Origin of the sequence: Streptomyces sp. NPDC001890, from assembly GCF_042891445.1 — a bacterium.
In the GTDB taxonomy this organism is placed as follows: domain Bacteria; phylum Actinomycetota; class Actinomycetes; order Streptomycetales; family Streptomycetaceae; genus Streptomyces.
This window is the reverse complement of sequence record NZ_JBIATE010000019.1, coordinates 18011-44778: the sequence shown is the minus strand read 5'-3', so window position 1 is coordinate 44778 and position 26768 is coordinate 18011. Positions and strand designations below refer to the sequence as shown.

Annotated in this window: 24 protein-coding genes; 12 read left to right on the top strand and 12 right to left on the bottom strand. The window is 72.9% G+C overall.

The window, feature by feature from the left end:
- Positions 1–58: 58 nt before the first annotated feature.
- Together ACFYY1_RS32350 and ACFYY1_RS32345 are read right to left on the bottom strand one after the other, a co-directional pair.
- Positions 59–565 carry a MarR family winged helix-turn-helix transcriptional regulator gene (locus ACFYY1_RS32350; RefSeq protein ID WP_388591895.1) on the bottom strand — a complete coding sequence of 169 codons (507 nt, stop codon included), beginning with the start codon at positions 563–565 and terminating at the stop codon, positions 59–61.
- Positions 562–2265: an FUSC family protein gene (locus tag ACFYY1_RS32345; RefSeq protein WP_388591893.1), complete on the bottom strand. Its 1704-nt coding sequence runs from the start codon at positions 2263–2265 to the stop codon at positions 562–564. Before ACFYY1_RS32345 ends, ACFYY1_RS32350 begins: the two co-directional genes overlap by 4 nt.
- A 148-nt stretch (positions 2266–2413) precedes the next feature.
- Between ACFYY1_RS32345 and ACFYY1_RS32340 the strand changes: the two genes are divergently transcribed.
- Both ACFYY1_RS32340 and pcaB read left to right on the top strand, forming a co-directional pair.
- Positions 2414–3181 carry a VOC family protein gene (locus tag ACFYY1_RS32340; RefSeq protein ID WP_388591891.1) on the top strand — a complete coding sequence of 256 codons (768 nt, stop codon included), beginning with the start codon at positions 2414–2416 and terminating at the stop codon, positions 3179–3181.
- Between the two features lie 37 nt (positions 3182–3218).
- Complete coding sequence (gene pcaB, locus ACFYY1_RS32335; RefSeq protein WP_388591889.1) at positions 3219–4580, top strand: 3-carboxy-cis,cis-muconate cycloisomerase; 1362 nt, start codon at positions 3219–3221, stop codon at positions 4578–4580.
- Positions 4581–4647: 67 nt separating this feature from the next.
- Here the strand turns inward: pcaB and ACFYY1_RS32330 are convergent, their stop codons facing one another.
- Together ACFYY1_RS32330 and ACFYY1_RS32325 are read right to left on the bottom strand one after the other, a co-directional pair.
- Complete coding sequence (locus tag ACFYY1_RS32330) at positions 4648–5853, bottom strand: amidohydrolase (protein WP_388591888.1); 1206 nt, start codon at positions 5851–5853, stop codon at positions 4648–4650.
- A gap of 202 nt (positions 5854–6055) precedes the next feature.
- A complete protein-coding gene (locus ACFYY1_RS32325; RefSeq protein ID WP_388591887.1) occupies positions 6056–6760 on the bottom strand; it encodes a GntR family transcriptional regulator in 705 nt (234 codons plus the stop codon).
- Between the two features lie 226 nt (positions 6761–6986).
- Here ACFYY1_RS32325 and ACFYY1_RS32320 point away from each other — a divergent pair, with 226 nt between their 5' ends.
- Positions 6987–8504 (top strand): APC family permease, encoded by a 1518-nt coding sequence (locus ACFYY1_RS32320; RefSeq protein WP_388591886.1) that lies wholly within the window; start codon positions 6987–6989, stop codon positions 8502–8504.
- A gap of 50 nt (positions 8505–8554) precedes the next feature.
- Here ACFYY1_RS32320 and ACFYY1_RS32315 read toward each other — a convergent pair whose 3' ends face one another.
- Entirely contained in the window at positions 8555–9163 is a 609-nt protein-coding gene (locus ACFYY1_RS32315) for a GNAT family N-acetyltransferase (RefSeq protein WP_388591884.1), read from the bottom strand.
- A gap of 259 nt (positions 9164–9422) precedes the next feature.
- On the opposite strand from ACFYY1_RS32315, the gene ACFYY1_RS32310 reads away from it, so the two are divergent.
- The 3 genes from ACFYY1_RS32310 (at position 9423) to ACFYY1_RS32300 (ending at position 11238) form a co-directional block, all read left to right on the top strand.
- Complete coding sequence (locus ACFYY1_RS32310; protein WP_388591882.1) at positions 9423–9845, top strand: hypothetical protein; 423 nt, start codon at positions 9423–9425, stop codon at positions 9843–9845.
- A gap of 89 nt (positions 9846–9934) precedes the next feature.
- The gene (locus ACFYY1_RS32305) at positions 9935–10585 is read left to right on the top strand and encodes a DUF3105 domain-containing protein (RefSeq protein ID WP_388591880.1); all 651 of its coding nucleotides are present in this window, start codon (positions 9935–9937) and stop codon (positions 10583–10585) included.
- Positions 10582–11238: a DUF305 domain-containing protein gene (locus ACFYY1_RS32300; RefSeq protein WP_388591878.1), complete on the top strand. Its 657-nt coding sequence runs from the start codon at positions 10582–10584 to the stop codon at positions 11236–11238. Before ACFYY1_RS32305 ends, ACFYY1_RS32300 begins: the two co-directional genes overlap by 4 nt.
- Before the next feature lie 84 nt (positions 11239–11322).
- Here ACFYY1_RS32300 and ACFYY1_RS32295 read toward each other — a convergent pair whose 3' ends face one another.
- From ACFYY1_RS32295 to ACFYY1_RS32275, 5 genes are read right to left on the bottom strand one after another with little or no spacing between them, the layout of a single operon-like run.
- Positions 11323–13614, bottom strand: a complete 2292-nt coding sequence (locus tag ACFYY1_RS32295) for a DUF4838 domain-containing protein (protein WP_388591877.1) — start codon at positions 13612–13614, stop codon at positions 11323–11325.
- Positions 13611–14639, bottom strand: coding sequence for an aliphatic sulfonate ABC transporter substrate-binding protein (locus ACFYY1_RS32290; RefSeq protein ID WP_388591876.1), 1029 nt, complete (start codon positions 14637–14639; stop codon positions 13611–13613). Before ACFYY1_RS32290 ends, ACFYY1_RS32295 begins: the two co-directional genes overlap by 4 nt.
- On the bottom strand, positions 14636–15418 hold the full coding sequence (locus ACFYY1_RS32285; protein ID WP_388591874.1) for an ABC transporter ATP-binding protein: 783 nt from the start codon (positions 15416–15418) through the stop codon (positions 14636–14638). Before ACFYY1_RS32285 ends, ACFYY1_RS32290 begins: the two co-directional genes overlap by 4 nt.
- A 2-nt stretch (positions 15419–15420) precedes the next feature.
- Positions 15421–16278 (bottom strand): ABC transporter permease, encoded by an 858-nt coding sequence (locus tag ACFYY1_RS32280; RefSeq protein WP_388591872.1) that lies wholly within the window; start codon positions 16276–16278, stop codon positions 15421–15423.
- Complete coding sequence (locus ACFYY1_RS32275; protein WP_388591870.1) at positions 16275–17810, bottom strand: sulfatase-like hydrolase/transferase; 1536 nt, start codon at positions 17808–17810, stop codon at positions 16275–16277. The genes ACFYY1_RS32280 and ACFYY1_RS32275 overlap by 4 nt, the downstream gene beginning before the upstream one ends.
- Before the next feature lie 210 nt (positions 17811–18020).
- Between ACFYY1_RS32275 and ACFYY1_RS32270 the strand changes: the two genes are divergently transcribed.
- On the top strand, positions 18021–19268 hold the full coding sequence (locus ACFYY1_RS32270; protein WP_388591868.1) for an ROK family transcriptional regulator: 1248 nt from the start codon (positions 18021–18023) through the stop codon (positions 19266–19268).
- On the opposite strand, the gene ACFYY1_RS32265 is transcribed toward ACFYY1_RS32270, so the two are convergent.
- A complete protein-coding gene (locus ACFYY1_RS32265) occupies positions 19249–19425 on the bottom strand; it encodes a hypothetical protein (protein WP_388591866.1) in 177 nt (58 codons plus the stop codon). The two genes, ACFYY1_RS32270 and ACFYY1_RS32265, sit on opposite strands and share 20 nt — an antisense overlap.
- Here ACFYY1_RS32265 and ACFYY1_RS32260 point away from each other — a divergent pair.
- Entirely contained in the window at positions 19424–20275 is an 852-nt protein-coding gene (locus ACFYY1_RS32260) for a formylglycine-generating enzyme family protein (protein ID WP_388591864.1), read from the top strand. The genes ACFYY1_RS32265 and ACFYY1_RS32260 overlap by 2 nt on opposite strands.
- A 46-nt stretch (positions 20276–20321) precedes the next feature.
- Positions 20322–21566, top strand: a complete 1245-nt coding sequence (locus tag ACFYY1_RS32255; protein WP_388591862.1) for an ROK family protein — start codon at positions 20322–20324, stop codon at positions 21564–21566.
- A 38-nt stretch (positions 21567–21604) separates the two neighbouring features.
- Here ACFYY1_RS32255 and xylA read toward each other — a convergent pair whose 3' ends face one another.
- A complete protein-coding gene (gene xylA / locus ACFYY1_RS32250; RefSeq protein WP_388591860.1) occupies positions 21605–22774 on the bottom strand; it encodes a xylose isomerase in 1170 nt (389 codons plus the stop codon).
- 216 nt (positions 22775–22990) lie between these two features.
- Between xylA and xylB the strand changes: the two genes are divergently transcribed.
- The 3 genes from xylB (at position 22991) to ACFYY1_RS32235 (ending at position 26649) form a co-directional block, all read left to right on the top strand.
- The gene (gene xylB / locus ACFYY1_RS32245; protein WP_388591858.1) at positions 22991–24472 is read left to right on the top strand and encodes a xylulokinase; all 1482 of its coding nucleotides are present in this window, start codon (positions 22991–22993) and stop codon (positions 24470–24472) included.
- A 63-nt stretch (positions 24473–24535) separates the two neighbouring features.
- Positions 24536–25810, top strand: a complete 1275-nt coding sequence (locus ACFYY1_RS32240) for a VWA domain-containing protein (RefSeq protein ID WP_388591856.1) — start codon at positions 24536–24538, stop codon at positions 25808–25810.
- A complete protein-coding gene (locus ACFYY1_RS32235) occupies positions 25810–26649 on the top strand; it encodes a hypothetical protein (protein WP_388591854.1) in 840 nt (279 codons plus the stop codon). The genes ACFYY1_RS32240 and ACFYY1_RS32235 overlap by 1 nt, the downstream gene beginning before the upstream one ends.
- Positions 26650–26768: the final 119 nt, after the last annotated feature.

Below are 26768 nucleotides of genomic sequence, written 5' to 3'. Positions count from 1 at the left end.
TGCCGTGGACGCTAGCAGCAGCGCGCCCGCATCCGCGCGGCATTTTTCCGGCGCCGGTTCAGCGCCGGCCGCCGCCGATCCGCCCCTCCAACTGCACCAGCAACTCGCTGAGCTGGGCGCTGAGCCGCGTACGGGACTCCTCGTCGAGACCGGACAGCACGGCGCGCTCGTACGCGAGCTGCCGGGGCAGCAGCATGTCCACCAGCGCGCGCCCCGCCTCGGTGAGGCGGATGTGGTTGACCCGGCGGTCCCGGTCGTCGCCGCGCCGGTCGACGAGACCGCGTTCCTGGAGGATCCGCAGCCGCTTGGTGACGGCGGCGCCGGACGAGAACGTCTCCCTGGCCAGTTCGCCGGGCGTGAGTTCGCGGTCGGTGCGGCGTACGGCGCCGAGCAGGTCGAACTCGGCGCGGGTCAGCCCGGCCTCGCGCAGCGGGGCGTCCTCGGCCTGCTGGAGCAGGGCCGCGCAGCGGTTGATGCGGCCGATGAGTTCCATCGGTCCGGTGTCCAGTTCCGGGTTGACGGCCTGCCACTGCCGTACCACCGTGGCGACGATGTCGTCGGTCACACCGCTCCGTTCTCCGGGGCGCGGGCGATCGGCCCCCGCCGTGTTGCTGTAGCGGCGAGCGTACGGTGTCCGGCCTGCTCGGCCGCGAGGACCCGCTCCTGGGGGAGGGCGCGCTGCCACCATTCGCCCGCCGCCGTGTCGTCGGCCTCGCGCAGTTCGACGAGCGTTCCGGTCAGCCTGCGGCGGGCGGCGTCGAGCGCGGCGGGAGTCGGCTGCGGGGCGGCGAGTGCGTGTACGGCGTGGGCGCGGGCCAGGTCGGTGGCGGCGAGCGCCTTCTCCAGGCGTCCGGCGGCGCGGCGGTTGGGCACCAGCATGGCGGCGAGGATGCCCACCCCGGCACCGATGACGGTGTCCAGGACCCGGTCGCCGATGAGTTCGCCGGCCGGGTGGGTGCCGCCGAATTCCAGGACCAGCAGTGCCATCGGGGTGACGGCGACGGAGCCGAGCCAGTAGTTCCGGGTGATCAGGGCCTCGGCCGCGAAGCCGAAGAACAGGCAGAAGCCGATGAGGGCCAGCGGGCCGGTGCGGCTGGCCGGGAGGATCGCGGCGAAGACGAGGACGCCGATCAGATTGCCGAGGGTGCGCTGGAGGGCCCGGTTCCAGGACAGGGTCACATTGGCCTGGTACAGGGAGGCGGCGGTGACGATCGCCCAGTAGGGACGGCCGACGCCGGCCGCCTGGGAGACGTATCCGGCCAGGGCGCAGCCGACGAGGGCGCGGGCGCCGACGGGCAGCAGGGGGGAGCCCGGGGCGAGGCTGCGCAGCAGCGCGCGGCGGGCCTCGCGACGGCTCGTGCCGCGGGCGGCCCGTTCGGCGTCGATGCCGAAGAGCTCCTCCGCCGTGCCCGGGGCGGGCGGCGGTGTGGGGACGGGGCCTCGGGCGCGGGTCCGCCGGGCCCAGGCGCGGAGCTGTTCCGGGTCGGGGGCGGGCAGGGCCGTGGCGGCGTCGAGGGTGCCTGAGGCGAGGGCGGCTTCGGCGTGCACGACGAGCCGTTCGAGTGACCGGCGTACGGGTGTGGGGCGGCCGGCGGCGAGCAGGGTCTGCCAGGCCGCGTGCACGGTGGCGGCCGCGGCGTGCCGGGTGCGGTGGCCGGGGTCGGTGAGGTACGCCGCGGCGGCGTCGAGGGCGCGGGCCGTCGCCCGGCGCTCCGGGCCCTCCCGGCGCAGCAGCGCGGGGCCGGCCGTGACCAGCCAGGCGATGGCGCCCGCGGCCAGGGTCAGTGCGAGATGGCCGGGCACCTGGCCCGGATGCTGGGGGACGAAGAGGGCGGCGGAGGTGACGAAGGTGAAGATCACCGGTCCGGGCGGGCCGATGCGGGTGGCGTCGCAGAGCGTCTTCTGCGCCGCCGCGAGCAGCGCCCCCACCGCGATCAGTACGGCGGTCGACCCGGTGAGGGAGGCCGCGACCAGGGATATCGCCAGGCCGATGACCATGGAGACGACGACTCCGGCGACGGCACGGGCGCGCCGGGCGTACGGCAGGTTGTGGCCGTACAGCGCGCAGAGCGAACCGGCCATCGTGTACATCACGAGGTCGAGCCGGTCGATGGCGAACAGCACCAGATCCGGTACGGCGGTGGCGACGACCACGCTCAGTGCCGGTTTGAACCACATGTCCGAGGGCCGGGCGAGGCGCAGCGGGGCCGCCAGCGGAAGTCTGCGGACGGAGGGCCACCGGGACCGGGTAGTTGTATCACTCACCCAAATACTTTAACAGGTATTACACCCGTAAAACATTTCTCCCCGATGGCCGCTCCCTGCCCGAGGTCATAGCGTTCAACTGCGCGAGGACCGGCAGCCACAGGCCCACGTACACGTCCGCGCGCCCACCCGTCCACGGAGGAACCGAATGAAGCTCACCGAACCGGTGACCGGCGGCCCCTGCTGGGTCGAGCTGAGCACCCCCGACATCCCGGCCGCCAAGTCGTTCTACGCGGCACTCTTCGGCTGGCGCCTTGAGACCGATCCGCGGGAGGAGGCGGGCGGCTACACGATGGCGCACCTCGGCGACGCCCGCGTGGCCGCGCTCAGCCCGGTCTATCAGCCGGGCCTGCCGACCGCCTGGACGGTCTCGTTCGCCACGGACGGCACGGACGGCACCGTCGAGCGGGTGAAGTCGGCGGGCGGCACGCTCCTGGTCGGCCCGATGGACGTGTTCGACCAGGGCAGGTTCGCGGTGGTCGCCGATCCGTCCGGTGCGGTGTTCTCGCTGTGGCAGGGGCGCGCCTTCGCCGGTGCCGAGCGGCTGAACGACCCCGGCGCGCTCGGCTGGGTCGAGCTCGTCACCCGCGAGGCGGACCCGGCGCTCGCTTTCTACCCCGCGGTCCTCGGGTGGACGGTGAACGCCGCGTCGGACCGGTACACACAGTGGGGCGTGGCCGGTGAGGACTTCGGCGGGATGCTGGTCATGGACGACCGGTTCCCGCCGGAGGCACCGTCGCACTGGCTGCCGTACTTCGCCGTGACGGATGTCGACGCGACGGCCGCCACGGCCCAGGGTGCGGGCGGCGAACTGCTGATGCCGCCGACCGACATCCCGGAGGGGCCGCGGATCGCGGTCGTGCGGGACCCGCAGGGTGCGGTGTTCGGCATCCACCGGACGGGCGGCGAAGGCTAAGGAGGCAGCCCTTGGGGGGATGTCTGGAGTTCAGTCGATGTACGAGAGCGATGCCGGTCTGCTCGCCCCCGGGCGGGCCGGCTCCCCCGCCGAGACGGCCACCGGCGACAGCGCCTTTCTGCAGGCGATGCTCGACGCCGAGGCTGCGCTCACCCGCGCCCAGTCCGAGTGCGGGCTCGCCCCCGCGGGTGCGGGGCAGGCGGTGACGGCCGCGGCGGCCGACCGGAGCCGGTTCGACGTACGGGATCTGGCGCTGCGCGCACGCGCGGGCGGCGATCCGGTCATCCCGCTGGTCATGGACCTGGTCGCCGCCGTACCGCCGGACGTCCGGCCGTATGTGCACCGGGGCGCGACCAGCCAGGACATCCTGGACACCGCCGCCATGCTGGTCGCGGCACGGACCCTGGCTCCGCTCCTGGACGACCTGGCGCGGGCCGCGGACGCGGTGGCCCGGCTCGCCACCGTGCACCGCAACACCCCGATGGCCGCCCGGACCCTCACCCAGCACGCGGTGCCGACCACCTTCGGGCTCAAGGCGGCGGGGTGGCGGGCGCTGGTCCTGGACGCGAGGGACCGCCTCTCGGCCGTACGGGAATCGCTTCCCGCCCAACTCGGCGGCGTCGCGGGAACGCTGGCCGCCTTCGAGGCGTACGCGCCCACCGAGGACATCGACGCGATCGATCCGGGGCTTCCCCTGGTCCAGGCGTTCGCGAGCGAACTCGGCCTGGCCGAACCGCTGTTGCCGTGGCACACCCTGCGCACCCCGATCGCGGACCTGGCGGGCGCGCTCGCCTTCACCGCGGGTGCGCTCGGCAAGACGGCGGCCGATGTGCTCAGCCTTGCCCGCACCGAGATCGGCGAGGTCACCGAGGGGACGGGCGATGACACGTCCGCCATGGCGCACCGGGCCGGTCCGGTGCACGCCACGCTGATCGCGGCGGCCGCCCGTCGCGCCCCGGGTCTGGCGGCGACGCTGTACGGATCGCTCGCCGCCGAGGACGAGCGGCCGGCCGGGGCCTGGCACGCCGAGTGGGAACCGCTGCGCGAGCTGCTGCGGCTCGTCGGCGGGGCTGCGCGCTGCGCCGCCGAACTCACCGGGGCGCTGCGCGTCGTCCCGTACGCCATGCGCGAGAATCTCCAGCTCACCGACGGGCTGATCGTCTCGGAGCGGCTGGCCGCCGTGTTCGCCGAACGGATCGGCCGCAAGCGCGCCGGGGAGGTTCTGGCCGGCGCCGCCGACCGGGCCCGCGCGGAGACCACGGATCTGTCCGACGTCCTCGCCGACGTGCTCGACGAGGAACCCGAACTCGCCGGTCTCGACCTGGGCGAACTGACCGACCCCGCCCGCTACACCGGCTGCGCGGGCGCCCTCACCGACCGCGCGCTCGATCGCGGCTGACCGGCCCGGTCGTCGTGCCGGGCCCCGCCGTCGTGCCGGGCCCCCGTCGCCGCGCCGGGCCCCGCGCTCATCGGACCAGCCGGCCCTCGCGGGCGATGATCCGGCCCTCGCGCACGACCATGGACGGGACCGGGCGGTCCACCACGGCCTCGGGCAGCGACCCCGCGGCCACCAGGACGAAGTCGGCCGGGTCGCCGGGCTCCAGCCGGGAGGCGGGCAGCCCCAGCAGGGCGGCGCCACCCTGGGCCACCGCCTCGTAGCAGGCGGCGAGTTCGGCATCGGTGCGGGCGTCCGTGCGGTAGGCGAGCAGATGGGCCCGCGCGATCATGTCGCCGTCGCCGAACGGCGTCCACGCATCGCGCACCCCGTCGGAGCCGACCGCGAGCCGCACACCGTGCGGCATGAGCCGTGCGGGGTCCAGGACCGGGTCGGCACCCAGCGCGCAGGTGACGAGGGAGACGCCGGATCCGGCCAACAGCGCGGCGACGGAGTCGTTCTCGGTGCCGTCCAGCTCGGCCACCGCGAAGGCGTGGCCGAGGGTGACGCGGCCCTGCATCCCCGCCGCGACGGTGCGCCGGGCGATCTCGGTGACCTGGCGGATCCCTGCCGGTCCGCCGTCGTGCAGATGGATGTCGAGCGGTACGCCCTTGCGGGCGGCCAGCCCGAACACGAAGTCCAACTGGCCCCCCATGTCACCGTCGATGCCGATCGGATCGAGGCCGCCGACCACATCGGCGCCCTCGGACAGGGCCTGCTCCATGAGTTCGGCGGTACCGGGCTCGCTCAACAGGCCGAGCTGGGGGAAGGCGACGATCTGGACGTCGATGAGGTCCTTGCGGGCATCGGCCGCCGCCCGCACCCCGTGCACCCCGGACAGGCCGTGCACGGGGGCGACGTCCACATGGGCCCGCATGGCGCGGGTGCCATGGGCGATGGCCCGGTCCATGAGTGCCCCGACCCGCTCCGCCACCGGATCCGTGAAGGCGGCCCTGGCCCGTACGTCGCCCTCGATCAGGTCCCGGAGCGTTTCGGCGGGTTCGCGGCTCAGCCAGGTCCCGCCCCAGGTCGACTTGTCGGGGTGGATGTGCGCGTCGACGGGCGAGGGCAGGGCGAGGGCTCCCCGGGCGTCCACGGTCGCGCAGCCGTCGGGCAGCTGTGCGGGGTCGTACGCGGCGATCCGGCCCTCGGAGACCAGCAGGTCACGGATGCGCCCGTCGGTGCAGCGGACGGCGGTGAACAGGACGTGGGGGCGGGCGGGGGCGGGCGTCGCCATGGGGCGGTGGTCTCCTTCGGTGGTACGTGACGTGGTGAGTGACGAGGCGCGTGACGTGGCGCGCGGATCGGTCGTCCGGATCGGGACCGGCGCCGGGGCCGGGGCCGGGGCCGGGATCGGGGCCGGGGCCGGGGCCGGGGCCGGGATCGGGGCCGGGATCGGGGCCGGGATCCAAGGGGCCGACGGCAGGGGCTGCCCCGGATCAGGAGTCAGCGGTGCCTGCGGCGAGCATCTGCATCGCGGTCTCGCGCGTCCCGGCCACATGACGGCGGGCGATCCGCTCCGCCGCCTCGGCGTCGCCGCTGCGGATCGCCTCGTAGAGCATTTCGTGCTCCCCGCACATCATGGGGCCGTCGCCCGGCTCGGAGGTGAGGCTGAACAGGCGGCGCAGCCGGCCGTCCAGCGGTGCCATCAGGCCCTGGAGCAGCGGATTGCCGGACATGACGACGATCTGCTGGTGGAAGTCGGCATGGACCGAGCCCAGTTCGCGGGTCCGGCGGGAGGAGTCGGCGGCGCGGCGGGCCCGTTCCAGGAGCTTTTCCAGGGTGCGCAGACCGGCCCGGTCGGCGCGCTGGGCGGCCAGCGAGGCCGCCAGCGCCTCCAGGTGTTCCCGGATGTCGAAGAAGTCCGCGGCCTCGGCCGGGCCGAGCGGGGCGACGAACGCGCCCTTGCGCGCCTGCGCCGCGATGAACCCCTCGGTCTCCAGCCGCTGGATGGCCTCCCGTACGGGGATGCGGGACACCCCCAGCTCGTCCGCGAGTTCCCGCTCGACGACCCGGTGCCCGGAGGGGTAGCGGCCGTCGATGATCCTCTCGCGCAGTTCCACATAGACCTGGTCGCGCAGCGACTGATGTGCCGCGCCGATGGTGCCGGTGGCGGTGGGGCCGGCGGTTCGGCTGCTGCTCATGGACTCGCTTCCTGCCCGTCGGAGCCGGTCTCTTCCGGTTCCCGTGCCGCGATCATCGCAGATTCCGGAAACCTTCCGTACCCCCTTGCTTGGTATTCGGTATACCAGTTAGCTTGAGCGCCGCGCCCAATTCGGCCGCCCTGAACTGGTCTTTTCCGCTGACCCATGCCTGGAGCAGGCATCGGTTTCGGCGTCCAGCCGCCCGTTCGCACCTGAGGAACCACCGATGACGCAAGCCTCGACGGCCGTCCCGCCGCCCGCCTCCCCCGCCTCGCCCCCCGAGGCCCCTCGGGATACCACCCCGCCTTCCGGCAGTCCGTCCGGAAGCCTCGCCAAGGGGCAGATCGGCACCTTCGATCTGGTCTTCTTCGTCGTGGCGGCGGCCGCACCGCTGACGGTGCTGGCCGGTGTCGCACCGTTCGCCATCGGGATCGGCGGTCCGGGCACCCCGCTCGGCTATCTGGTCTCCGGTGCGCTGCTGGTGCTCTTCGCCGCCGGGTTCACCGCGATGAGCCGCTACGTGCGCAACGCCGGGGCCTTCTACGCGTACGTGGCCCGAGGGCTCGGCCGTACGCTCGGGGTCGCCACGGCCTACCTCGCGACGCTCTCGTACAACCTCATCGCCCCCGGTGTCGCCGCCGGGTTCGGCTACTTCGCCTCGACGACGCTGAGCGATCTCACCGGTGCGGAACTGCCCTGGTGGCCGTTGGCGACGATCTGTGTGCTGGGCACCGGGGTACTGGGCTGGCTGCGGGTCACCCTGAGCGCGAAGGTGCTGGGGGTGGCGCTGGTCCTGGAGGTCCTGGTGCTGCTGGTGATGGACGTCGGGGTGCTGGCGGACCGGGGGACCGCCGCCCTGGACGTCACGTCCTTCGACCCGTCCGTGCTGACCTCGTCGGGCGGCATGGCGGGGATGTTCGTCCTGGTCATCGGCGCGTTCACGGGCTTCGAGGCGACCGCGATCTACGCCGAGGAGGCACGCGACCCGGAGCGCACGGTGCCCCGTGCCACCTTTGTCGCGATCGGGTTCCTGGCGCTGTTCTACGCCGCCGGGGTGTGGATCCTGATGGGCGGCTTCGGCACGGACGAGTCGGTCTCGATGGCCCGCTCCTCGGACGGCCCGCAGCTGACGTTCCACGCCGCCGACCGGTTCGTCGGCCCGTGGCTCGCCGACTCCATGCATGTGCTGATCGTGGTCAGCGCGTTCGCCGCGACCCTCGCCTTCCACAACGCCGCGGCCCGCTACCTCTACGCCCTGGGCCGCGAGGGCCTGCTGCCGCGCAGGCTGGGCCGGGTGTCGCCCCGGCAGGGCTCACCGGTGGCGGCGGTCGTCGTGCAAACCGTCTTCGGCCTGGTGATCGTGGTGGGCGGTGCCCTGATCGACGCGGATCCGTACGCCGAGATCTTCCTGTGGACCAACAGCACCGGCGTGCTCGGCATCATGATCATGCAGGCGCTGGCCGCGCTGGCCGTCTGCTTCTTCTTCCGCCGGGAGCGGCGCGGCATGTCGGTCTGGCGGGTCGCGGTCGCGCCACTGATCGCCTTCGTCGGTCTCGCGCTCCTCTCGGTGCTGGCGGTACTCCACTTCGACCTGCTCACCGGGCGCACGGGTGCGGTCAATGTGGCGCTGCTGCTGCCGCTGCCGGTGGTGCTCGTGGCCGGGGCCGTGGTGGCGCTGCGCATCCGGCGCGCCGACCCCGGACGGTACGAGCGGCTCACCGAGGTGGACGTGGAACGGGACTAGGTGTTCCGTACGGGGACGACGCGAACAGCCGGTACCGGCCCCGGTCGCGGTCAGCTCTTCGCCTCGTCCCCGCGGAGCCTGGCGTGCAGATGCATGTCGTGCCAGCCGTCGGCGTGCAGATGGGCGTGGCGCCGGGTGCCCTCCAGGGCGAAACCCGTCCTGGCCGCCACCCGGCAGGACGCCTCGTTCAGCACGGAGTGCGCGAGTTCCAGCCGCTCGAACCCGATCTCGTCGAACGCCCAGCGCGCGAGCACCGAGACGGCCCGCGATGCCACGCCCCGTCCGCGGGCGGCCGGCAGCACCCAGTAGGCGCATTCCGCCTGACCGACCTCCGGGATCAGGGAGCGGAGCGAGATCCGGCCGAGGACTTCCCCGGTTCCGTCGCCCGCCGTCCGGGGACGTACGACGGCCCAGTGGGCCGCGGTCTCGCCGTGCCAGGCCTCCTGCCACTGCTCGATCCAGCCGCGCGCCTCGTCCTCGCTGTCGGCCCGGCGCAGATGCCAGCGCTGGATCGCCGGATCGGAGAAGGCGGCGAAGACGGCCGGTGCGTCCGCGCGCCGCCACGGCCGCAGAAGCAGGTCGTCGGCGACGGCGAGAGCCGGTTGGGCGTGGTCCGCGAGGCGACCCGGGGGGATGTGGGGCGGCACCAAGTACGGCATGGGCGCATCATGGCACGGGGCACCAGCCGTCGCGGCCGGTCGCGCGCCGGTCGGCCCGGCCCCGCGGTCGGCCCGCCCGTCAGCCGGCCCGCTCGCCCATCGGCCGGCTCGCCCACGGGGCGGCCCGCCCCGTGACGTCCCACTGCCCCGGGTGCTCCCTCGCACGGGCGATCGTGTGAGGGAGCACTCGCACGGGATCCGCCCGGTCCACCCCCTCCCACCCCTCATTGAAACTTCACACACCGCGTACGATGACGGGATGACCGGGCTGAGCGAAGCGACGCGCCGACGGACGCAGGGCACCTGCGCGTCGGCCGTGTTCGGCTGGCTGTTCGTGCTCTTCGCCATGGTCTCGTGCTGCTCGATCACGGCGCCGGCCGCACACGCCTCGGACGTCGGGCCGGCGGCCGTCGCCCGGACCGTCACGCCCACGCACCAGGCACTCGCACGCATCGTGGTGGCCGACTCCCCCGAGGACCGGGGCATGGGCAGCTCCTGCCACGGACCCTCCGAGCACTCGACCCCGGTCGTGCTGCCCGGCCAGAGCGCACCCGCCGCCCTGCCCGGCACCGCCGTCACCGCTCCCGTCGCCCCGCTCAGCGGCGCGGCCGCGATCCGCGGCCCGTCCAACGACGCCGTGCGGGACGTCGACCATCTCCGTCTGCAGGTTCAGCGGATCTAGAGGCACGCCCCCGTTCCCCGTGACACCCGGGGAACGGACTCCGTATGCCCTCAGCTCCCTCACCTCCGTTGAACCGAAGGACCCCCCTCATGGCATCCGCCAAGCAACAGAACGCCTCGGCCGCCGCACGCCGCGCCAAGCTGGAGGAGGCCCGCCGCAAGGAGCGGGCCCGCGAGCGACGCAATCGCCTCATCACCATCACCGCGTCCGTCGCCGTGGTCGCCGCGCTCGTCGCGGGCGGCGGCTATCTGATGTCGGCCGCCGACGACAAGGACAAGGCCGAGACCGAGGCGAAGTCCTCTCCGGTGAAGGGCGAGCGGACCTGGGACAAGCTCACCCAGGACCATGTCGACAAGAAGGTCGACTACCCGATGAACCCGCCGGTCGGCGGCGATCACAACCCGATCTGGATGAACTGCAACGCCGACGTCTACTCCAAGGCGATACCGAAGGAGAACGCCGTCCACTCCCTGGAGCACGGCGCGGTCTGGGTCACGTACACCAGCAAGGCGAAGCCGGCCGACGTCGAGAAGCTCCGCGAGCGCGTCAAGTCGACGCCGTACTCCCTGATGAGCCCGATCGAGGACCAGGCCGACCCGCTCATGCTCAGCGCCTGGGGCAAGCAGGTCACGGTGAACGGCGCCGCCGACGCGCGCGTCGACCAGTTCTTCACCAAGTACGTGCAGGGCCCGCAGACGCCGGAGCCGGGCGCTGCCTGCACGGGCGGGGTCGCCCAGTGACGACCGCGGTCCGCTCCTCGCGCCCGATGATGCTGGCCGGCGGCGTGGTGCTGCTGCTGGCGGCGGGCCTGGTCGCGCTCATGCTCGTACGGCCGTCCTCGTCGGCGGGCTCCCCCTCCGCCGGGGGTTCCGCCGCGACCGCCCCCTCGGACACCTCGGTCGACGTCGGGTTCGCCCGTGACATGTCGGTCCACCATCAGCAGGCGGTCGAGATGTCGTTCATCGTCCGGGACCGCACGTCCGACGAGGCGGTGCGCCGGCTCGCCTACGACATCATCAACACGCAGGCCAACCAGCGGGGCATGATGCTCGGCTGGCTGGAGACGTGGGGCCGGGCGAAGTCCTCCTCGGCCGCGCCCATGAAGTGGATGAACCACCCCTTCACACCGAGGGGCGACGGTTCGCTGATGCCCGGCATGGCGACCAACACCGAACTCGACGAGCTGCGGGCGGCGAAGGGCAGGGCAGCCGAGGTGCTCTACCTGAAGCTGATGACCCCGCACCACCAGGCCGGTGTGGAGATGGCCGCGGCCGCCGCCACCTCGGCGGACACGGACGAGATCAGGAACCTGGCGGCGGGCATGGTGCGCGGCCAGCAGTCGGAGATCTCGCTCATGGCGGACATGCTCAAGGAACGCGGCTCGAAGGCCTGAGCGCCGGACGTTCCCGCTTCCCGCACCCCCGCGCGGCCGGCCCGTTCGCGGCGGACTCCTCCGCCCCGGACGGGCCGGCCCCGGTCATGACACGGCGACCTCCACCCGTGCGGGGACCAGCACGGTCCCGTCCGGCAGCCGGAAGTCCAGGGTGATCCGCTGCGCCCCGGTCGCCGCCCCGGCAGTGGCGCGCACCGTCACCGTGGCGGCCGCGCCCCGGGTGCCGTGCACCTTCAGCGTGCCGCTCGCCGGTTCCAGCACCACGCCGTGGGGCGCGGTCGCCGTCCACTGGACGGTGTGACCGGTGAAGTCGACGTCCTGTGCCTCGACGACGAGCGCCGCGGCTTCACCGTCCCGTACCAGCGCGAGGAATCCCGGGTCGCCGAATCCGGCGGCAGGGGCGGCGTAGTTGTCGGCGACGTCCTGGCGGACCGTGGCGTCGTCGTACGGCGTCTGCCCCGCCGGGCCGTTCCAGCGCCACCAGGCCTGCACGTTGGGCAGGCAGACGCCGTTGAACCGGTTGCGGTGCACGAGCGCCCGGTACTCCCGGCGGGCCGCGGCGAGTTCGGCGCTGTTCGCCGGTGCCAGGCCGATGCGCATGTCGGCCAGCGCGATGTCGATGTTGCGGGTCAGCCGGTCCAGCACCGTGCAGGCCGCGGCGCCCTTCGCCAGGCCGGTGGCCTCCCCGAGCGCGTCGCGGGCCCGCGTGTAGGTGTCGGTGAGCCGGGTGACCGCGTGGGTGTCGGGGTCGAGGCCGGTCAGGTCGTAGTAGCGGCGCATCGCGGTGAAGGTCTCCTCGCCGAAACGCGCCAGGAGGTAGCCGTCGAGATACGCGTCCGCGTCCAGGCTGTTGTCCCAGGCCAGCGCGGCGACGAGACTCTGGACGGGTTCGTAGGTGATCCAGTCGCCCGGTTCGCTGTACATGCCCATGCCGCCCAGACCGAGCCGGGACTCGAAGGCGACGTCGCCCTCGATCGTGGCGACCGGACGCACCGGCAGGCTGCGCCAGCGGTAGCGCCGGTAGTACTCGTACATCACCAGCGAACCGCGGAACGCGGACCGCCACTCGCGCAGCGCGTCGGCGAGCCCGGTGTTGGCCTTCACCGCGGGGTCGCCGAGGTTCCCGTCGTAGTTGCGGGAGTACGGGGCGAAGTCGACGATGACCTCGGGGTCGCAGGCGTACTCCGGATCGGGCGGCCGGACGGTGGACGCGTACGCGATCCGTTCGACCCGGACACCGGGCAGTTCCTCCCGCAACACCTGGACCAGTTTGTTGACGACCACCGATTCCGCGTTGGCGGGTTTGCCGTACCGGTCGAGGATCGCCTTCTGGAACGCGCCGACGTCCGGGGGCCAGCAGTCGAAGACGGTGATCTCGGGGCGGTCCCGCAGGAAGGCGACGACGCGGTCGATGTAGGCGTCGAGCGCCTCGGGGTTGTAGATGTCGAAGAGCGGCCCGCCGGACTCGTAGTACTGCGGGTAGTCGGCCTTCGGCAGGAAGCTGTCGTAGCCGTGGCCGCCGGTCTCGATGCGGATGCCCCGCTTGGTGGCCTCGCGGGTGAGGACGCTGCGCACCTTGTCGTACGTGGTGACGCCGAGGCCCAGGTAGTCGGTCGGGTGGACGAAGGTGTTGAGCCGGTTCTTCGCCATCCAGTCCAGCAGCGGCGGCAGGCTGGCTTCGGTGTGGCTGAAGCCCTCCTCCGCGTACTGCCGGCGCAGCTGCCAGTCGGGCCGGTCGGTGCTGCGTACGGGCGGAAGGGTGAGGGCCGGGATGCTGGGGAGCTGTTCGGCGTGGCCCTCGTACGCGGGGAAGGACGGGGCGAAGAACCGTACGCCGAGCCGTTCCAGGAGCGCGTAGACGGCGTAGAGCGGGGCCCGGTCGCCGAGCCCGGTCAGCAGCAGGTGGGTGTGGTCGCCGAGCAGGGTGAAGGAGTCCTCGGGCGAACCGGAGAGTTCCCGGCCGGCCTCGGCGAGCCGGCTCGCGGGGACCGTGGTGTCCCGGCCGGTGCCCGGGGCGAGGCTCACCAGGCCGGTGACGCCTTCGGGAACGGTGGCTCCGGGGGCGTTCGCGGCGCGCAGCGGCAGCCGGACACCGGTGATCCGCCGGACGTAGTCCCGCAGTTCGGTGGCGGCGAACCGGGCGCTGCCCGCTCCCCACCACAGCACCGTCGCACGGGCGCGTCCTTCCGTGACGACACGGAGGGCGGCCGCGGTGGCGGGTGCGGCCGCCGCGGCTTCGGTGGCGGTGGTCCAGGGCAGTACGGCCGCACCGGCGAGGCCCGCGGCTCCGGCGAGGAATCCCCGCCGTCCCGGCGCGCTCCTGGTGCTCAGGTGGCGGGACGCGTATCCGTCGTCCGTGGCGCTCGGGTCGTTCATGTCCGGTCCGCCTTTCCGGCTGTGGCGTACAGGTCTGCGAGGTAGTAGTCCTTGGCCCTGCCTGCTTCGGGCAGCTTCTTCATCCGGACGAAGACATCGGCGAGTCCGTCGAACCAGCCGTCGACCGTGCCGTCCTGGCTGAGCTTCGTCAGCTCGGCGGACGGGAGGATCTTCACGTACTTCGTGGACCCCTTGAGCTGACCGGCGGGCAGCTTGAGGAAGTCGGCGGCGACGGTCTCCGACTCCTGCGGGTGTGCGGCGATCCAGTCGCCGGCCGCCTTGAGGACCCCGGTCACCTTCTTGACGAGTTCCGGGTTTCCGGAGGCCAGCTTCGGCTGGGTGACGAAGACGTTCGGGAAGGTGAGCTCGGGGTAGTAGTCCTCGGTCCGGCTGATCTCCTTGAGATCGGGGACCTTCTTCTTCATCGTGTCGATGAGCGGGTACCAGGTGGCTGCCGCGTCCACCTGGCCGGAGGAGAAGGCCGTGACGACGGTCGAGGCGTCCATGGCGACCTTGGTGACGTCGCTCTGCTTCAGCCCGGCCTCGCGCAGCGCCAGGTCGAGGATCATGTCGCCGGAGGTGCCTTCGGCGACGGCGATCTTCTTTCCCTTGAGGTCGGCGGGCCCGTCTATGCCGGAGCCCGGCCGGGCGATGACCCGGTCGGCGAGTCCCAGCATGTTGACGGAGACGATCTCGGCGCGGCCGGAGGCGGGGAGCCAGAGCGCGCCCGGACCGACGTAGCCGAAGTCCAGGTCGCCGGAGCCCAGGGCCTGGACCTGGAGCGGGCCGTTGGTGAAGACCTTCAGCTCGGGGGTGAGGCCCGCCTTCTTCCACAGGCCCTGCTTCTGGGCGACGGCGAGCGCCGCCGAGCCGCTGTAGTCGGCGATGTAGCCGAAGCGGACCTTGTCGCCGCCACCGCCCGAGGAGCCGGCGGACGAGTCGCCGCCGCATCCGGTGGTGGCGGGGATGAGGGCGAGGGCGAGGAGGAGACCTGCCGTGCGACGGCCGATGCGGGTTCTCTTCACGACGCTGTTCCTTCGAGGGGAGCGGGCTGACGGTGGACGGCGTGCCAGACCTGGGCGCGCAGTTCGGCGAACTCGGGCGAGAGGCGGTGTTCCTCGGTGCGCGGGTAGGGCAGTGTGACGGGGATGATCGTGTGGACGCGGCCCGGACGGGCGGCCATCACGACGACCCGGTTGGCCAGGAAGACCGCCTCGTCGACGTCGTGGGTGATGAACATGACGGTGCGCCGGTCGCGGCTCCAGGTGTCGAGCAGGGATTCCTGCATCCGGACCCGGGTCAGTGAGTCGAGCGCGCCGAACGGTTCGTCCATGAGGAGGACCTTCGGGTCGACGGCGTAGGCGCGGGCGATGGCGCAGCGCTGCTTCATGCCGCCGGAGAGCGTTCTGGGCAGGGCGTCGGCGAAGTCGGTGAGGCCGACGAGTTCGATGACCTCCTGGGCCCGGCGGCGGCGTTCGGCCCTGCCGACTCCGGCGACCTTCAGTCCGTACTCGACGTTGGCGGTGACGGTCATCCAGGGGAAGAGCGCGTACTGCTGGAAGATGACGCCGCGTTCGGGGGCCGGTCCGCGGACGGGCACGCCGTCGACGGTGACCTCGCCGCCGGTCGCGTCCAGAAGACCGGCCGCGATGTTCATCAGGGTGCTCTTGCCGCAGCCGGACGGGCCGACGACGGTGACGAACTCGCCGTCCTCGATGTCCAGTCCGACCCGGTCCAGGGCCAGGAACTCGCCGTCCTTGACGGGGAAGCTCCTCGACACCTCGTGGAAGTTGATGGTGGGCATGGTTACCGCCGTTCCTGCCAGTGGGTGAGCCGGCGCTCGGCGAGGAGCAGCAGCCGGTCCATGACGAGGCCGATCGCTCCGATGGCGATGAGCTGGACGAAGATGGTCGGCAGGTCGTAGTAGAGCTGGGCCTGCTGCATGCGGAAGCCCAGTCCGCCCTGGGCCGCGATGAGTTCGGCCGCCACGACGGTCGCCCAGGAGGCCCCGAGACCGATGCGCATGCCGACCAGGATGAACGGCGTGGACGCGGGGACGACGATGCCGAGGAAGACCTGCGGGTCGCGGGCGCCGAGCACCCGGGCCGCGTTGACGAGGGTGACGTCGACGGCGACGACGCCCTGGAAGGTGGAGACGACGGAGTTGAGGAACGCGGCCAGGAAGATGACGAAGATCTTCGGGGTCTCGTCGATGCCCATGAGGACGATGGCGAGCGGAATGATCGCGAGCGGCGGCACCATGCGGAAGAACTGCAGCCAGGGCTCGACCAGTCGGCGGACGGCCGGGTACCAGCCCATCAGGAAGCCGACGGGGATCGCGAGCACGACGCCGAGGACGTAGCCGATGAGTACGCGCTTCAGGCTGGCGCCCGCGTCGGCGAGGAGCGTGCCGTCACCGATGAGGGCGATGGCCCGGCGGGCCACTTCGACGGGTCCGGGGAAGCCGTCGATGCCGCTGTTGGCGAGGACGGACCAGGCCGCCAGGCCGAGCGCGGCGGAGGCGAGGCCGAGCAGCAGGGAGTGCAGCCGGCCCGTGCCACGGACCTTCTTCTGCGGACGCTTCGTCGAACTCGGGCTCTTCACCGGTGCGGCCGTGGCCGGTTCGTCCGCCGGTGCGGGGCCGGGCAGGAGTTTCTGCCTCATGCGACCTCCTCCGCGACTCCGTCGACGTCCGCCGCGCGGTCTCCACCGATGTCCGCCATGTAGCTCATCCAGGAGTAGGCCGGGTCGCCGCGGCGCAGCAGCTCGCGGTAGAGCCGCACGGTGAGGTCGCGCCGGACACCGGCGTAGGCGGGTGCCTCGTACACGTTGTGCAGTTCGTGCGGGTCTGCCTCCAGGTCGTACAGCTCGTGCACGCTCTCCGGGTTGTGCACCAGCTTGTGGCGCCGGTCGCGGATCATGCGCTGGGAGTAGGGGAAGTGGTGGCCGTGGAATTCGGCGACGATCTGGTCACGGGTGTTCCCGGCGGGTGTCACGGAGCCCTGGGCGGCCCCGGAATCCCCGGTGATCCCGGGCTTCTCCCCCATCAGCAGCGGCAACAGGCTCTCCCCGTCGCAGAGTTCGGGTATCGCGGCGCCGGCCAGGTCGAGGATGGTCGGGTTGAGGTCGATGAGGGTGGCGAAGTCGTCGTTGACCTGGGCGGGGACGCCGGGGACGCGGGCGATCGCGGGGATCCGGTAGATGTCCTCGTACATCGCCGGGCCCTTGTCGTTGAGCCGGTGGGCGCCGGTGAACTCGCCGTGGTCGGCGGTGAAGAAGACCGCCGTGTCGTCCTGGAGCCCGTGCTCCCGGAGCGCGTCGGTCAGCCGCCCGACCTGGTGGTCGATCATGGTGACGTAGCCCCAGTAGACGGCGATGAGCTTGCGCCAGGCGGCGGCGTCGAAGTCGTCCGAGGACCAGTACGCGCTGTACTGGCGCTGCACCTCGGGCTTGCCGGCGAAGGTCTCGGCCATGGAGGCGGGCAGCGGCACGTCGTCGGGGTCGTACAGGTCGTAGTACTCGTCGGGGATCAGATACGGCAGGTGGGGGCCGTACCAGTGGCACGACAGCATGAAGGGTGTGCCGCTCGCCTTCCAGTCGGCGGCGTAGCGCTCCAGCAGGGCGAGGGTCCGGTCGGTGAGGAACGCCTCGATGGTGGCCTCGGCGGGCTGCTGGAGCCGGCCGGCGATGAGGTGGCCGCGTCCGGTGCCGTTGGCGGCGGTGCCGAAGACGGGTTCACGCACGGCGAAGGGCGGGAAGCCGTTGTCCTCCAGCCACTTCTCGTACGAGGGATGGTGTACGGGGTTGAGCGCGCCGGGCAGGTGCTCGCCGTCCAGGCCGTAGAACTCGGGGCCGCGCTCGCGGCCGATGTGCCATTTGCCGGCGTGGCCGACCTGGTAGCCCCGGTCCATCAACTGGCGCCAGAGCAGGGGACTTCCGTCGGAGAGTTCGTCCTTGCTGCCGCCGTTGCGCTCGGGGTTGTTCAGCATGCCGTGGCGGAACGGGTGGAGGCCGGTGGCGAGTGAGGCACGGGCGGGGGTGCAGATGGCGGTCGGCGTGTAGAAGCGGTCGAACCGGGTCCCCTCGGCCGCCAGGGCGTCCAGAGCCGGGGTGTCGACGAGTGGATTGCCGTAACAGCCCAGGGTGTCGACCCGGTGCTGGTCGGTCATCAGGAACAGGACGTTGCGCGGAGCCACTGGCTGGTCGCCCTTTCGACGGGTCGCTCACGGGGGTGCCGCCGAGGGCCCGGGCAGGAGCTCGGGCCGGTGCCGAGGCACGTGCTCGGGCAGGCAAGTGACCGGAACTGTAGGGATGGCGACTTTTTTACGTCAACCCTTGGGAATAAAAAGCGTGTGAATTCTTCCGGCGCGTTGACAGAAAGACCTTGACCGATCGACCATGCGTGCATGACGGAACGCACCGATGCCTTGCAACGCCTGCGCAGGGCCAATGAAGCCGCCGTACTCGGCGAACTGCGCAGGTCGGGCGCGCTGAGCCGCGGCGAGCTCAAGGCGAGGGTCGGGCTCTCCCGCACCACCCTGTTCGCGATCGTCTCCGATCTGCTGGAACGCAAGGCCGTGGTGGAACAGCCCGCCCCGGATCCGGAGCATCCGCGCGGCCGGGGCAGGCCCGCCCTGGAGATCGCGCTGAACGCGCGCGGTGCCGAGCTGATCGGCATCGACCTCCAGCGCCACCGGATCCATGTGGTCGTCGCCAACTGCGCCCATGAGATCGTCGGCCGGTACAGCGCCCCCGCCCCGCCGGACAGCGGCGCCCCCGAGCGGGCCGCGCAGGCCGTCGCCGCCGTGGAGGAGCTGGTACGCCGCGAGAACATCAGCCTCGCCCCGGTCCAGGGCATCGGCCTCGGGCTCCCCGGATTCGTCCAGAACCCGGCCTCCGGCGATCCGCGCAACATGACGCCCTTCGCCAGCCATGTCGCCGCCGAACTCGGCCGGCACTTCGACGCCCCCGTGCTCACCGACAACAACTCCAGGCTCGCCGCGCTCGCCGAGGTCACCTGGGGCGCGGCCCGCGGCCTCGACAACACCGTCTACCTGGGGTGGTCCCAGGGCGTCGGCGGGGGGCTCGTCGTCAACGGCCAGCTGGTGCGCGGCGCCCACGGCGCGGCCGGCGAGATCGGCCACACCAGTTGCGATCCGGAGGGAAAGCCCTGCCACTGCGGTGGCCGCGGCTGTCTGGAGGGCCTCATCGGCCTTCCCGCTCTGCTCGCGGCCTGCGCCGACCGGGGCGTGGTGGTCGAGGACGCCGAGGAGATGGTCGCGCTCGCGGCGGCGGGCCGGCCGGACGTCGCCGATGTGTTCCGCGGCGCGGCCGTCACCGCCGGGCGGGTCCTCGCGGCCCTCGCGGCACAGGTCGACCCCGAGTGCATCGTGGTCTGCGGTGAACCGGCCGCCCTGGACGAACTCGTCCTCGCCCCGATCCGCGAACAGCTCGCCGCGCTCTCCCTGCCGACCGCGCCCCGTACCGTCGAGGTGCGCGGCTCCGCGCTCAGCGGCGACGCGGCCGCGCTCGGCGGGGTGGCCCTGCTGCTGCGCACCACCGGGCAGGAACTGGCCGGGCTGCTCGACGACCGGCCCGCCCCCGGCGACGCCACCGAGGACGGCTCGCCCCTCGTCACCGGGGCATCGCGGTGAACGCGTGCTGCGGACCGTCCCGGGCGGCGGCGACGGCCCCGGCCCTCGCCCCGGCGGACTCCATGCCCGCCGCCGCACCGCCGGAGGGCACCCCCTGCCCTCCGCCGGCGGACTTCACCGTCCCCGTGCGCCGGCCGGCCGAGCTCCTTCGGGGCATGGTCGCCGTCCCGGGTGGCCCGTTCCTGATGGGCGGCGAGGACGAGGACGGGTTCGCGGCGGACGGTGAGGGGCCGGTACGGGAGGTCGCCGTCAGCCCGTTCCACATCGACGCGGCCTGTGTGACCAATGCCCGTTTCGCCGTGTTCGTGAAGGCCACCGGCTATCGCACCGAGGCCGAACTCATCGGCTGGTCCTATGTGTTCGGCTCCTTCGTGCCCCCGCAGGCACGGCACGCGGTGCTGCCCGGCACCGTCCCCGGCGCCCCCTGGTGGCGGGCGGTGAGCGGTGCGCACTGGCGGGCGCCCGAGGGTCCCGGGACCTCGATCGGCGACCGCCGCAATCACCCCGTGGTCCATATGTCGTGGCACGACGCGACGGCCTACGCCCGATGGGCCGGCAAGCGGCTGCCGACCGAGGCCGAGTGGGAGAAGGCGGCCCGTGGCGGACTGGTCCGGGCCCGCTTTCCCTGGGGCGACGAACTCACCCCCGGGGGCAGGCACCGCTGCAACACCTGGCAGGGCGACTTCCCCGTGCGCAACACCGGGGAGGACGGCTTCCTCTCCACGGCCCCCGTCAACTCCTACCCGCCCAACGGCTTCGGCCTGTACAACACCTCGGGCAATGTGTGGGAGTGGTGCGTCGACCGGTTCAGCGCCGACTGGCACGTCGCCGACCGCCCGGCCGCCCGCGTCGATCCCGTCGGGCCGCCGACCGGTGGGAACCGGGTGCTGCGCGGCGGCTCCTACCTCTGCCACAGCTCCTACTGCACCCGCTACCGGGTGGCCGCCCGCACCTCCAACACCCCGGACAGCACGACGGGCCACGGCGGATTCCGCTGCGCGCTCTGAGCGGGCCGGGGCATCGCACAAGGGATCGCATAGGCTCGGCTCCGACATGAAGAGCAACGTCACACCGCTGGGGCCCAAGGCCGACAAGGACACCGTGCGCCGGAGCAACCTCAGCCTGGTGCTGCGCGCCGTCCGCGACGAGGCCGAGGGCGGGGCGACCAGGGCCGGGGTCGCCGCACGGGTGGGGCTGACCAGGGCCGCGGTGTCCTCGCTCGTCGAGCAGCTGCTCGCCACCGGTTTCCTCACCGAGTCCGGCAAGACGTTCAGCGGTCAGGCGGGCCGCCCCGGCACCGCGCTCAAGGTGGCACGCACCGGGCCCGCCGGGCTGGGCGTGGAGGTCAACATCGACTACGTGTCGGTGTGCGTCGTGGACCTGGCGGGCACCGGACGGGTGCGGCTCACCGAGCACCTCGACAACCGCGGCGCCCCGCCCGGGGAGGTCCTGGCGCGGGCCGCCGGCATCGCCGCACGCACCCTGGAGTCGGCACGCGAGCAGGAACTCCGCCCGGTCGGCGTGGCCCTCGCCCTGCCCGGACTGGTGTCCGGCGGTACGGTGCGCCAGGCGCCCAACCTGGGCTGGAACCGGGTTCCGGCCGAGGATCTCTTCGCGGCCGCGCTCGCCCGCGCCCGCCCCGGGCACGAGGCGCCGGCGGTGGCCTCCGAGAACGAGGCCAATCTGGCGGCGCTGGCCGAGCTCTGGTTCGGCGGACTCGACGAGCTGCGCAGCTTCCTCTATCTGACCGGCGAGATCGGTGTCGGCGGTGCGCTGGTCGTCAACGGTGAACTGCTGCGCGGGGCGCACGGATTCGCCGGGGAGATCGGGCATGTGGTGGTGGACGCCGAGGGGCCGGAGTGCCGGTGCGGCTCGCGCGGCTGCCTGGAGCAGTACGCGGGACAGGCGGCGCTGCTGCGGGCCGCCGGGATCGCGGAGTCCGGCAGCGGCGCCGGGGTGGCCGAACTGGAACGGCGCGCCCGCGCGGGGGACGAACGGGCGGTGGCCGCGGTCGCGGAGGCCGGCCGGATGCTGGGGCGGGTGCTGTCCGGGGCGGTGAATCTGCTCGACCCGGACGCAGTGGTGCTCGGCGGGATCTACCGGAACCTGATGCCGTGGCTGTCGCCGCCCGCCGACCAGGAGCTGACCGGCCGAGTGGTGTCGGGGCTCTGGTCCCCGGGGAGCGGGCGGCTGCGCGCCTCGTCCGTCGCGGGTGACGCGGCCCGGGGCGCGGCTGCGCTGGTGCTGACAAAAGTGCTGGCCGACCCGCTGGCGTACGCGGGGCGCCCGGCCGGCTGAGCGGCCGGGCGGCCCGGGTTCACCGGCGCGCCCGGGATTCAGCGGACGCCGAGCAGGTGGTCCATCGCCAGCTGGTCCAGGGCCTCGAACGCCATCCCGCGTTCCGCCGCCGCCGTCACGTCGAACTCCTCGTACGCCGACCGGTCGGCCAGCAGCCCGGCGAGACCGTCCTCGGCGGTGCGGCGGGCCAGTTCGTCGAGGCGGGAGGCGCGCAGCGCTTCCTGGACGGCGGGATCGGCGCGGAACGCGGCGGCGCGCTCCTTGAGGATCAGGTAGTTGCGCATGCAGCCCGCGGCCGAGGCCCAGACCCCGTCGTGGTCCTCGGTCCGCGGCGGCTTGAAGTCGAAGTGCCTCGGGCCCGCGTAACCGGCCGTCTCCAGCAGGTCGACGAGCCAGAACGCCTGGCGCAGATCGCCCGCGCCGAAGCGCAGGTCCTGGTCGTACTTGATGCCCGACTGACCGTTCAGATCGATGTGGAAGAGCTTGCCCGCCCACAGGGCCTGCGCGATGCCGTGCGGGAAGTTCAGCCCGGCCATCTGCTCGTGCCCGGTCTCCGGGTTGACGCCGACCAGCTCCGGCCGCTCCAGGCGCTCGATGAAGGCGAGGGCGTGACCGATGGTGGGGAGCAGGATGTCGCCGCGCGGCTCGTTCGGCTTGGGCTCGATGGCGAACCTCAGGTCGTAGCCCTGCCCGGTGACGTAGTCGCCGAGCAGGTCGAAGGCCTCCTTCATCCGGTCGAGGGCGGTCCGGACGTCCTTGGCGGCGCCGGACTCAGAGCCCTCTCGGCCGCCCCAGGCGACATAGGTGGTGGCGCCGAGCTCGACGGCGAGGTCGATGTTGCGCAGCGTCTTGCGCAGGGCGTAGCGGCGTACGTCGCGGTCGTTGGCGGTGAACGCGCCGTCCTTGAACACCGGGTGGGTGAAGAGGTTCGTCGTCGCCATGGGGACGACCAGCCCGGCCGCGTCCAGCGCCTGCCGGAACCGCTTCACGATCCCTTCGCGCTCGGTGTCCGTCGAGCCGAACGGGATGAGGTCGTCGTCGTGGAACGTCACACCGTACGCACCCAGCTCCGCGAGCCGCCGCACGGAGTCGGCCGGGTCGATCGCCGCGCGGGTCGCGTCGCCGAACGGGTCGCGTCCCTGCCAGCCCACCGTCCAGAGTCCGAAGGTGAACCTGTCATCGGGGGTGGGCGTGAAGCGTTCCGTCATCGTGTGACCGCCTTCGGTGCCGTCGGACCCGGGGCCGGCCGAGCCGCCCGGACCTTATTTGTTCACTGTCATGACTAATGATGCACGGGCCGTCCTCGGCGCGTAACCCCCGCACAGCCACTGTTCGACGGGGACCCGGTCGCGTATTTTGTTTCTGACATGTCCAAAATCCACGCGGTACGCCGCGCGGGCCCGCAGCACAGGAATGAGGGCGCCATGCCGCCGCGTACCGTCGTCATCGGCGTGGACAGTTCCACCCAGTCGACCAAGGCGGCCTTCGTCGATGCCGTGAGCGGCCGACTGCTCGCCGTCGGCCGCGCGCCGCATGCCGTCCACGGTGCGGCGGGGGCCCGGGAGAGCGACCCGGAGGTGTGGTGGCGGGCGCTGCGCGACGCCGTCGCCGCCGGGCTGAAGGAGTCCGGAGCCGCCGCGTCGGCGGTGACCGGCATCGCGGTCGCCGGACAGCAGCACGGACTGGTCGTCCTCGACGGTTCGGGCCGTCCGCTGCGCCCCGCGATGCTGTGGAACGACACCCGCTCCGCCCCCCAGGCCGCCGCGCTCACCGGGGCGCTCGGCGGCCCCGGCGCCTGGACCGCGCGGACCGGATCGGTGCCGGTGGCCGCCATCACCGCGTCGAAGTGGCGGTGGCTGCGGGAGAACGAGCCGGACACCGCCGCCGCGACCGCGGCCGTCCGCCTGCCCCACGACTTCCTGACCGAGCGGCTCGCGGGCACCGCCGCCACCGACCCCGGCGACGCCTCGGGCACCGGCTGGTACTCCACCGCGACCGGTGCCTACGACCCCGTGCTCCTCGAACTCCTCGGCCTGGAAGCCGCGTTGCTCCCCGAGGTGGCACCGACCGGCGCGACCCGCGTCGGTTCGCTGACCGCCGAGGCGGCCGAGGCCCTCGGCCTGCCCACCACGACCGCCGTCGCCGCGGGCACCGGGGACAACATGAGCGCCGCCGTCGGTCTCGGGCTGGGCGCCGCCGGGCTCCTCGACCACCCCGTCCTCAGCCTCGGCACCTCGGGCACGGTCTTCGCGGCGTCCCGGACCCGGCCCGCGTCCCCGGCGCTCTCCGGCTTCGCCGCGACGGACGGCACGTACCTCCCGCTGGCCTGCACCCTCAACTGCACGCTCGCCGTGGACAAGGTCGCCGCACTGCTCGGCCTGGACCGCGAGGACACCTCACCCGGCGGCGAGGCAGTGCTCCTCCCCTACCTGGACGGCGAACGCACCCCCGATCTGCCCACCGCCGCCGGCCTGCTCACCGGGCTCCGGCACGACACGACGCCCCGTCAGCTCCTCGGCGCCGCCTACGAGGGTGCCGTGGTCACCGTGCTGCGCGCCCTGGACAAGCTGCTGCGGGCCTGCGGGCTCGACCCGGCCGATCCCCAGGTGGCCGCCCGCCCACTGCGGCTGATCGGCGGCGGCGCCCGGGGGCGCGCCTGGGTGGAGATGGTGCGGCGGCTCTCCGGGCGTCCCGTGATCGTGCCCGGGAGCGGCGAACCGGTGGCCCTGGGCGCCGCCGCACTGGCCGCCGCCGCTGCCACCGGCGCCGACCCGGTCGCGATCGCCGCCGGCTGGGGCACCGGCGAGGACGTCCGACTGCCGCCCGTCCAGCGGGACTCGGCCACCTGGGAGCGGGTCGGATCGGTACTGGAGCGCGCCTCGGGGCCGTTGCTCGGCGGTTTCTGACGGTTCCCCAGCGGTCCGGGGACCGGTTTGGGCAAGCACGGCGATCTTCACTAGTATCCGGCGATGATCATAAGAAGAAGGCTGACGGCCGGGGTGGGCATCCTGCTCGCCACCCTGACCGCCGGGCTCGGCACGGCACTCCCCGCCGCCGCCGGCGAAGCCCCCGCCAAAGCCTCCCCCAAGGTCGAGCTGGTGCTCGACGTCAGCGGCTCCATGCGGACCCGTGACATCGACGGCCAGTCCCGGATGACAGCCGCCAAGCAGGCGTTCAACGAGGTGCTGGACGCGGTGCCCGAGGAGGTGCAGCTCGGCATCCGGACGCTCGGCGCCGACTACCCGGGCGACGACCGCAAGGTCGGCTGCAAGGACACCAAGCAGCTCTACCCGGTCGGCCCGCTGGACCGCACCGAGGCGAAGACCGCGGTCGCCACCCTGGCCCCCACCGGCTGGACCCCGATCGGCCCGGCCCTGCTGGGCGCCGCCGACGACCTCGAAGGCGGCGACTCCACCCGCCGGATCGTACTGATCAGTGACGGCGAGGACACCTGCGGCCCGCTCGACCCGTGCGAGGTCGCACGCGACATCGCGGCCCGCGGCATCCACCTCGTCATCGACACCCTGGGCCTGGTGCCCAACGCGAAGATCCGCGAACAGCTGACCTGCATCGCCGAGGCCACCGGCGGAACGTACACCGCGGTCCAGCACACCGATGAACTCTCCGGCCGCGTCAAGCAGTTGGTCGACCGGGCCGCCGAGCCCGTCGTCACCCCGGTGGCGACCGAGGGTGCGGACAGCTGCTCCTCGGCACCGCAGCTCAAGGCCGGCCTCTACACCGACCGCCAGAAGTTCGGCCAGCACCGCTGGTACCGGGTCGACGTGCTGCCCGGCCAGGAACTGCGCGCCTCGGTCAGCGTCTTCGCCGACCGCGCCGTGAACGACGACTACGGCGTGCTGATGCGCGCACTGACCGTGCACGGCCGGGAGATCGTACGGGGCTCGGAGTCGGGCACCGGCCGTACGGACGCGATCTCCTCCGGCCTGCGCTACCCGAAGCCCGAGGTGGACGGCTCGGACAGCGACAAGCCGGCCGCCGAGACCGTGTGCCTCCAGCTCAGCAACTCCTTCTCGGCGCCCGCCTCGGTGAAGACCTCGCCCGGTATGCCGGTCGAACTGACCGTGGACCTGGTGGACGCCCCGGACGACGCAGCCGACGCCGCCGCGTTCGGGCTCGGCCGCGGCTGGTGGCTGCTGGGCGTCCTGGTGCTCACCGGGCTGGTCGTGGGCCTGGTCTTCGGCTGGATCTCGCGCTGGCGCGTCGCTGTCTGGAGGACCAACTGATGATGCGTAGGACACGTGTACTGGCGGGCGCGCTGCTCGCCGGGCTCGCCCTGCTGACGTCGGCGGGCGCCGCGGTGGCCGACGACCCGTCGGCGAGCCCGAGCGCCTCGGAGGACGGCTCCGGCCCCACCGAGGCCGGCACCACCTTCCGTACGGCGACGGCGATCAAGCCGGACCAGCTCGCCACCGCCGGGGCGTCCACGGGTGACTACCTGTACTGGGTGTTCCCCGCCGACGCGGGCCAGCGGGCCACCGTCAAGGCGAAGATCACACTGCCCGAGAGCGCCACCCGGCACGGCGCGTCGACCTGGCAGGTCGACGTGTACGACGGACTGCGGCGCCGCCAGGCCTGCATGTACGGCCGCCAGACCGGCAAGGCCGCGGCCGACGCGGCGGCGGTCGAGCTGACCTGCGTGCTGCGGACCGTCCGCGCCTGGTCCGAGCCGTGGGCCGACGACCCGCTGCCGGGCAGCTACTACGTACGCCTCACGGTCGTCGATCTGCCGTCGGCGGACCTGGGCCTGCCGGTGAAGACCGAGATCGAGGTCACGGCCGCCGACAAGGGCGGCGCGGGCGATGTGGACGGCACGCTCGCCGAGCCGCTGGTCCCCGGTGTGTCCTCCGTCGCGCAGGCCTCGGACGACTCGGCCGACGGCGACGACGGCTCGTCCGGAGTCCCGCTCGCCAGTGAACCGGAGGACGGCTGGGCGTCGGGCTGGTGGACCGACCGCTGGCTGTGGACGGTGGGCGGCGGAGTGCTCGGAGCGCTCGCGGCCGTGTTCGGATACCGCCTCACGCGCGGCAGCGGCAGCCCGTCCCGGGTCCCGCCGGGCGTCTGACCCGCACACCGCGCGGCCGGGCTCCGGACAAGGGGCCCGGCACACCGCCGTCCGGGCCCCGCTCCCGGGCCCGGACGGCGGTGGCGGACAGCGACTACCCTCGACAACTCACGTACCGC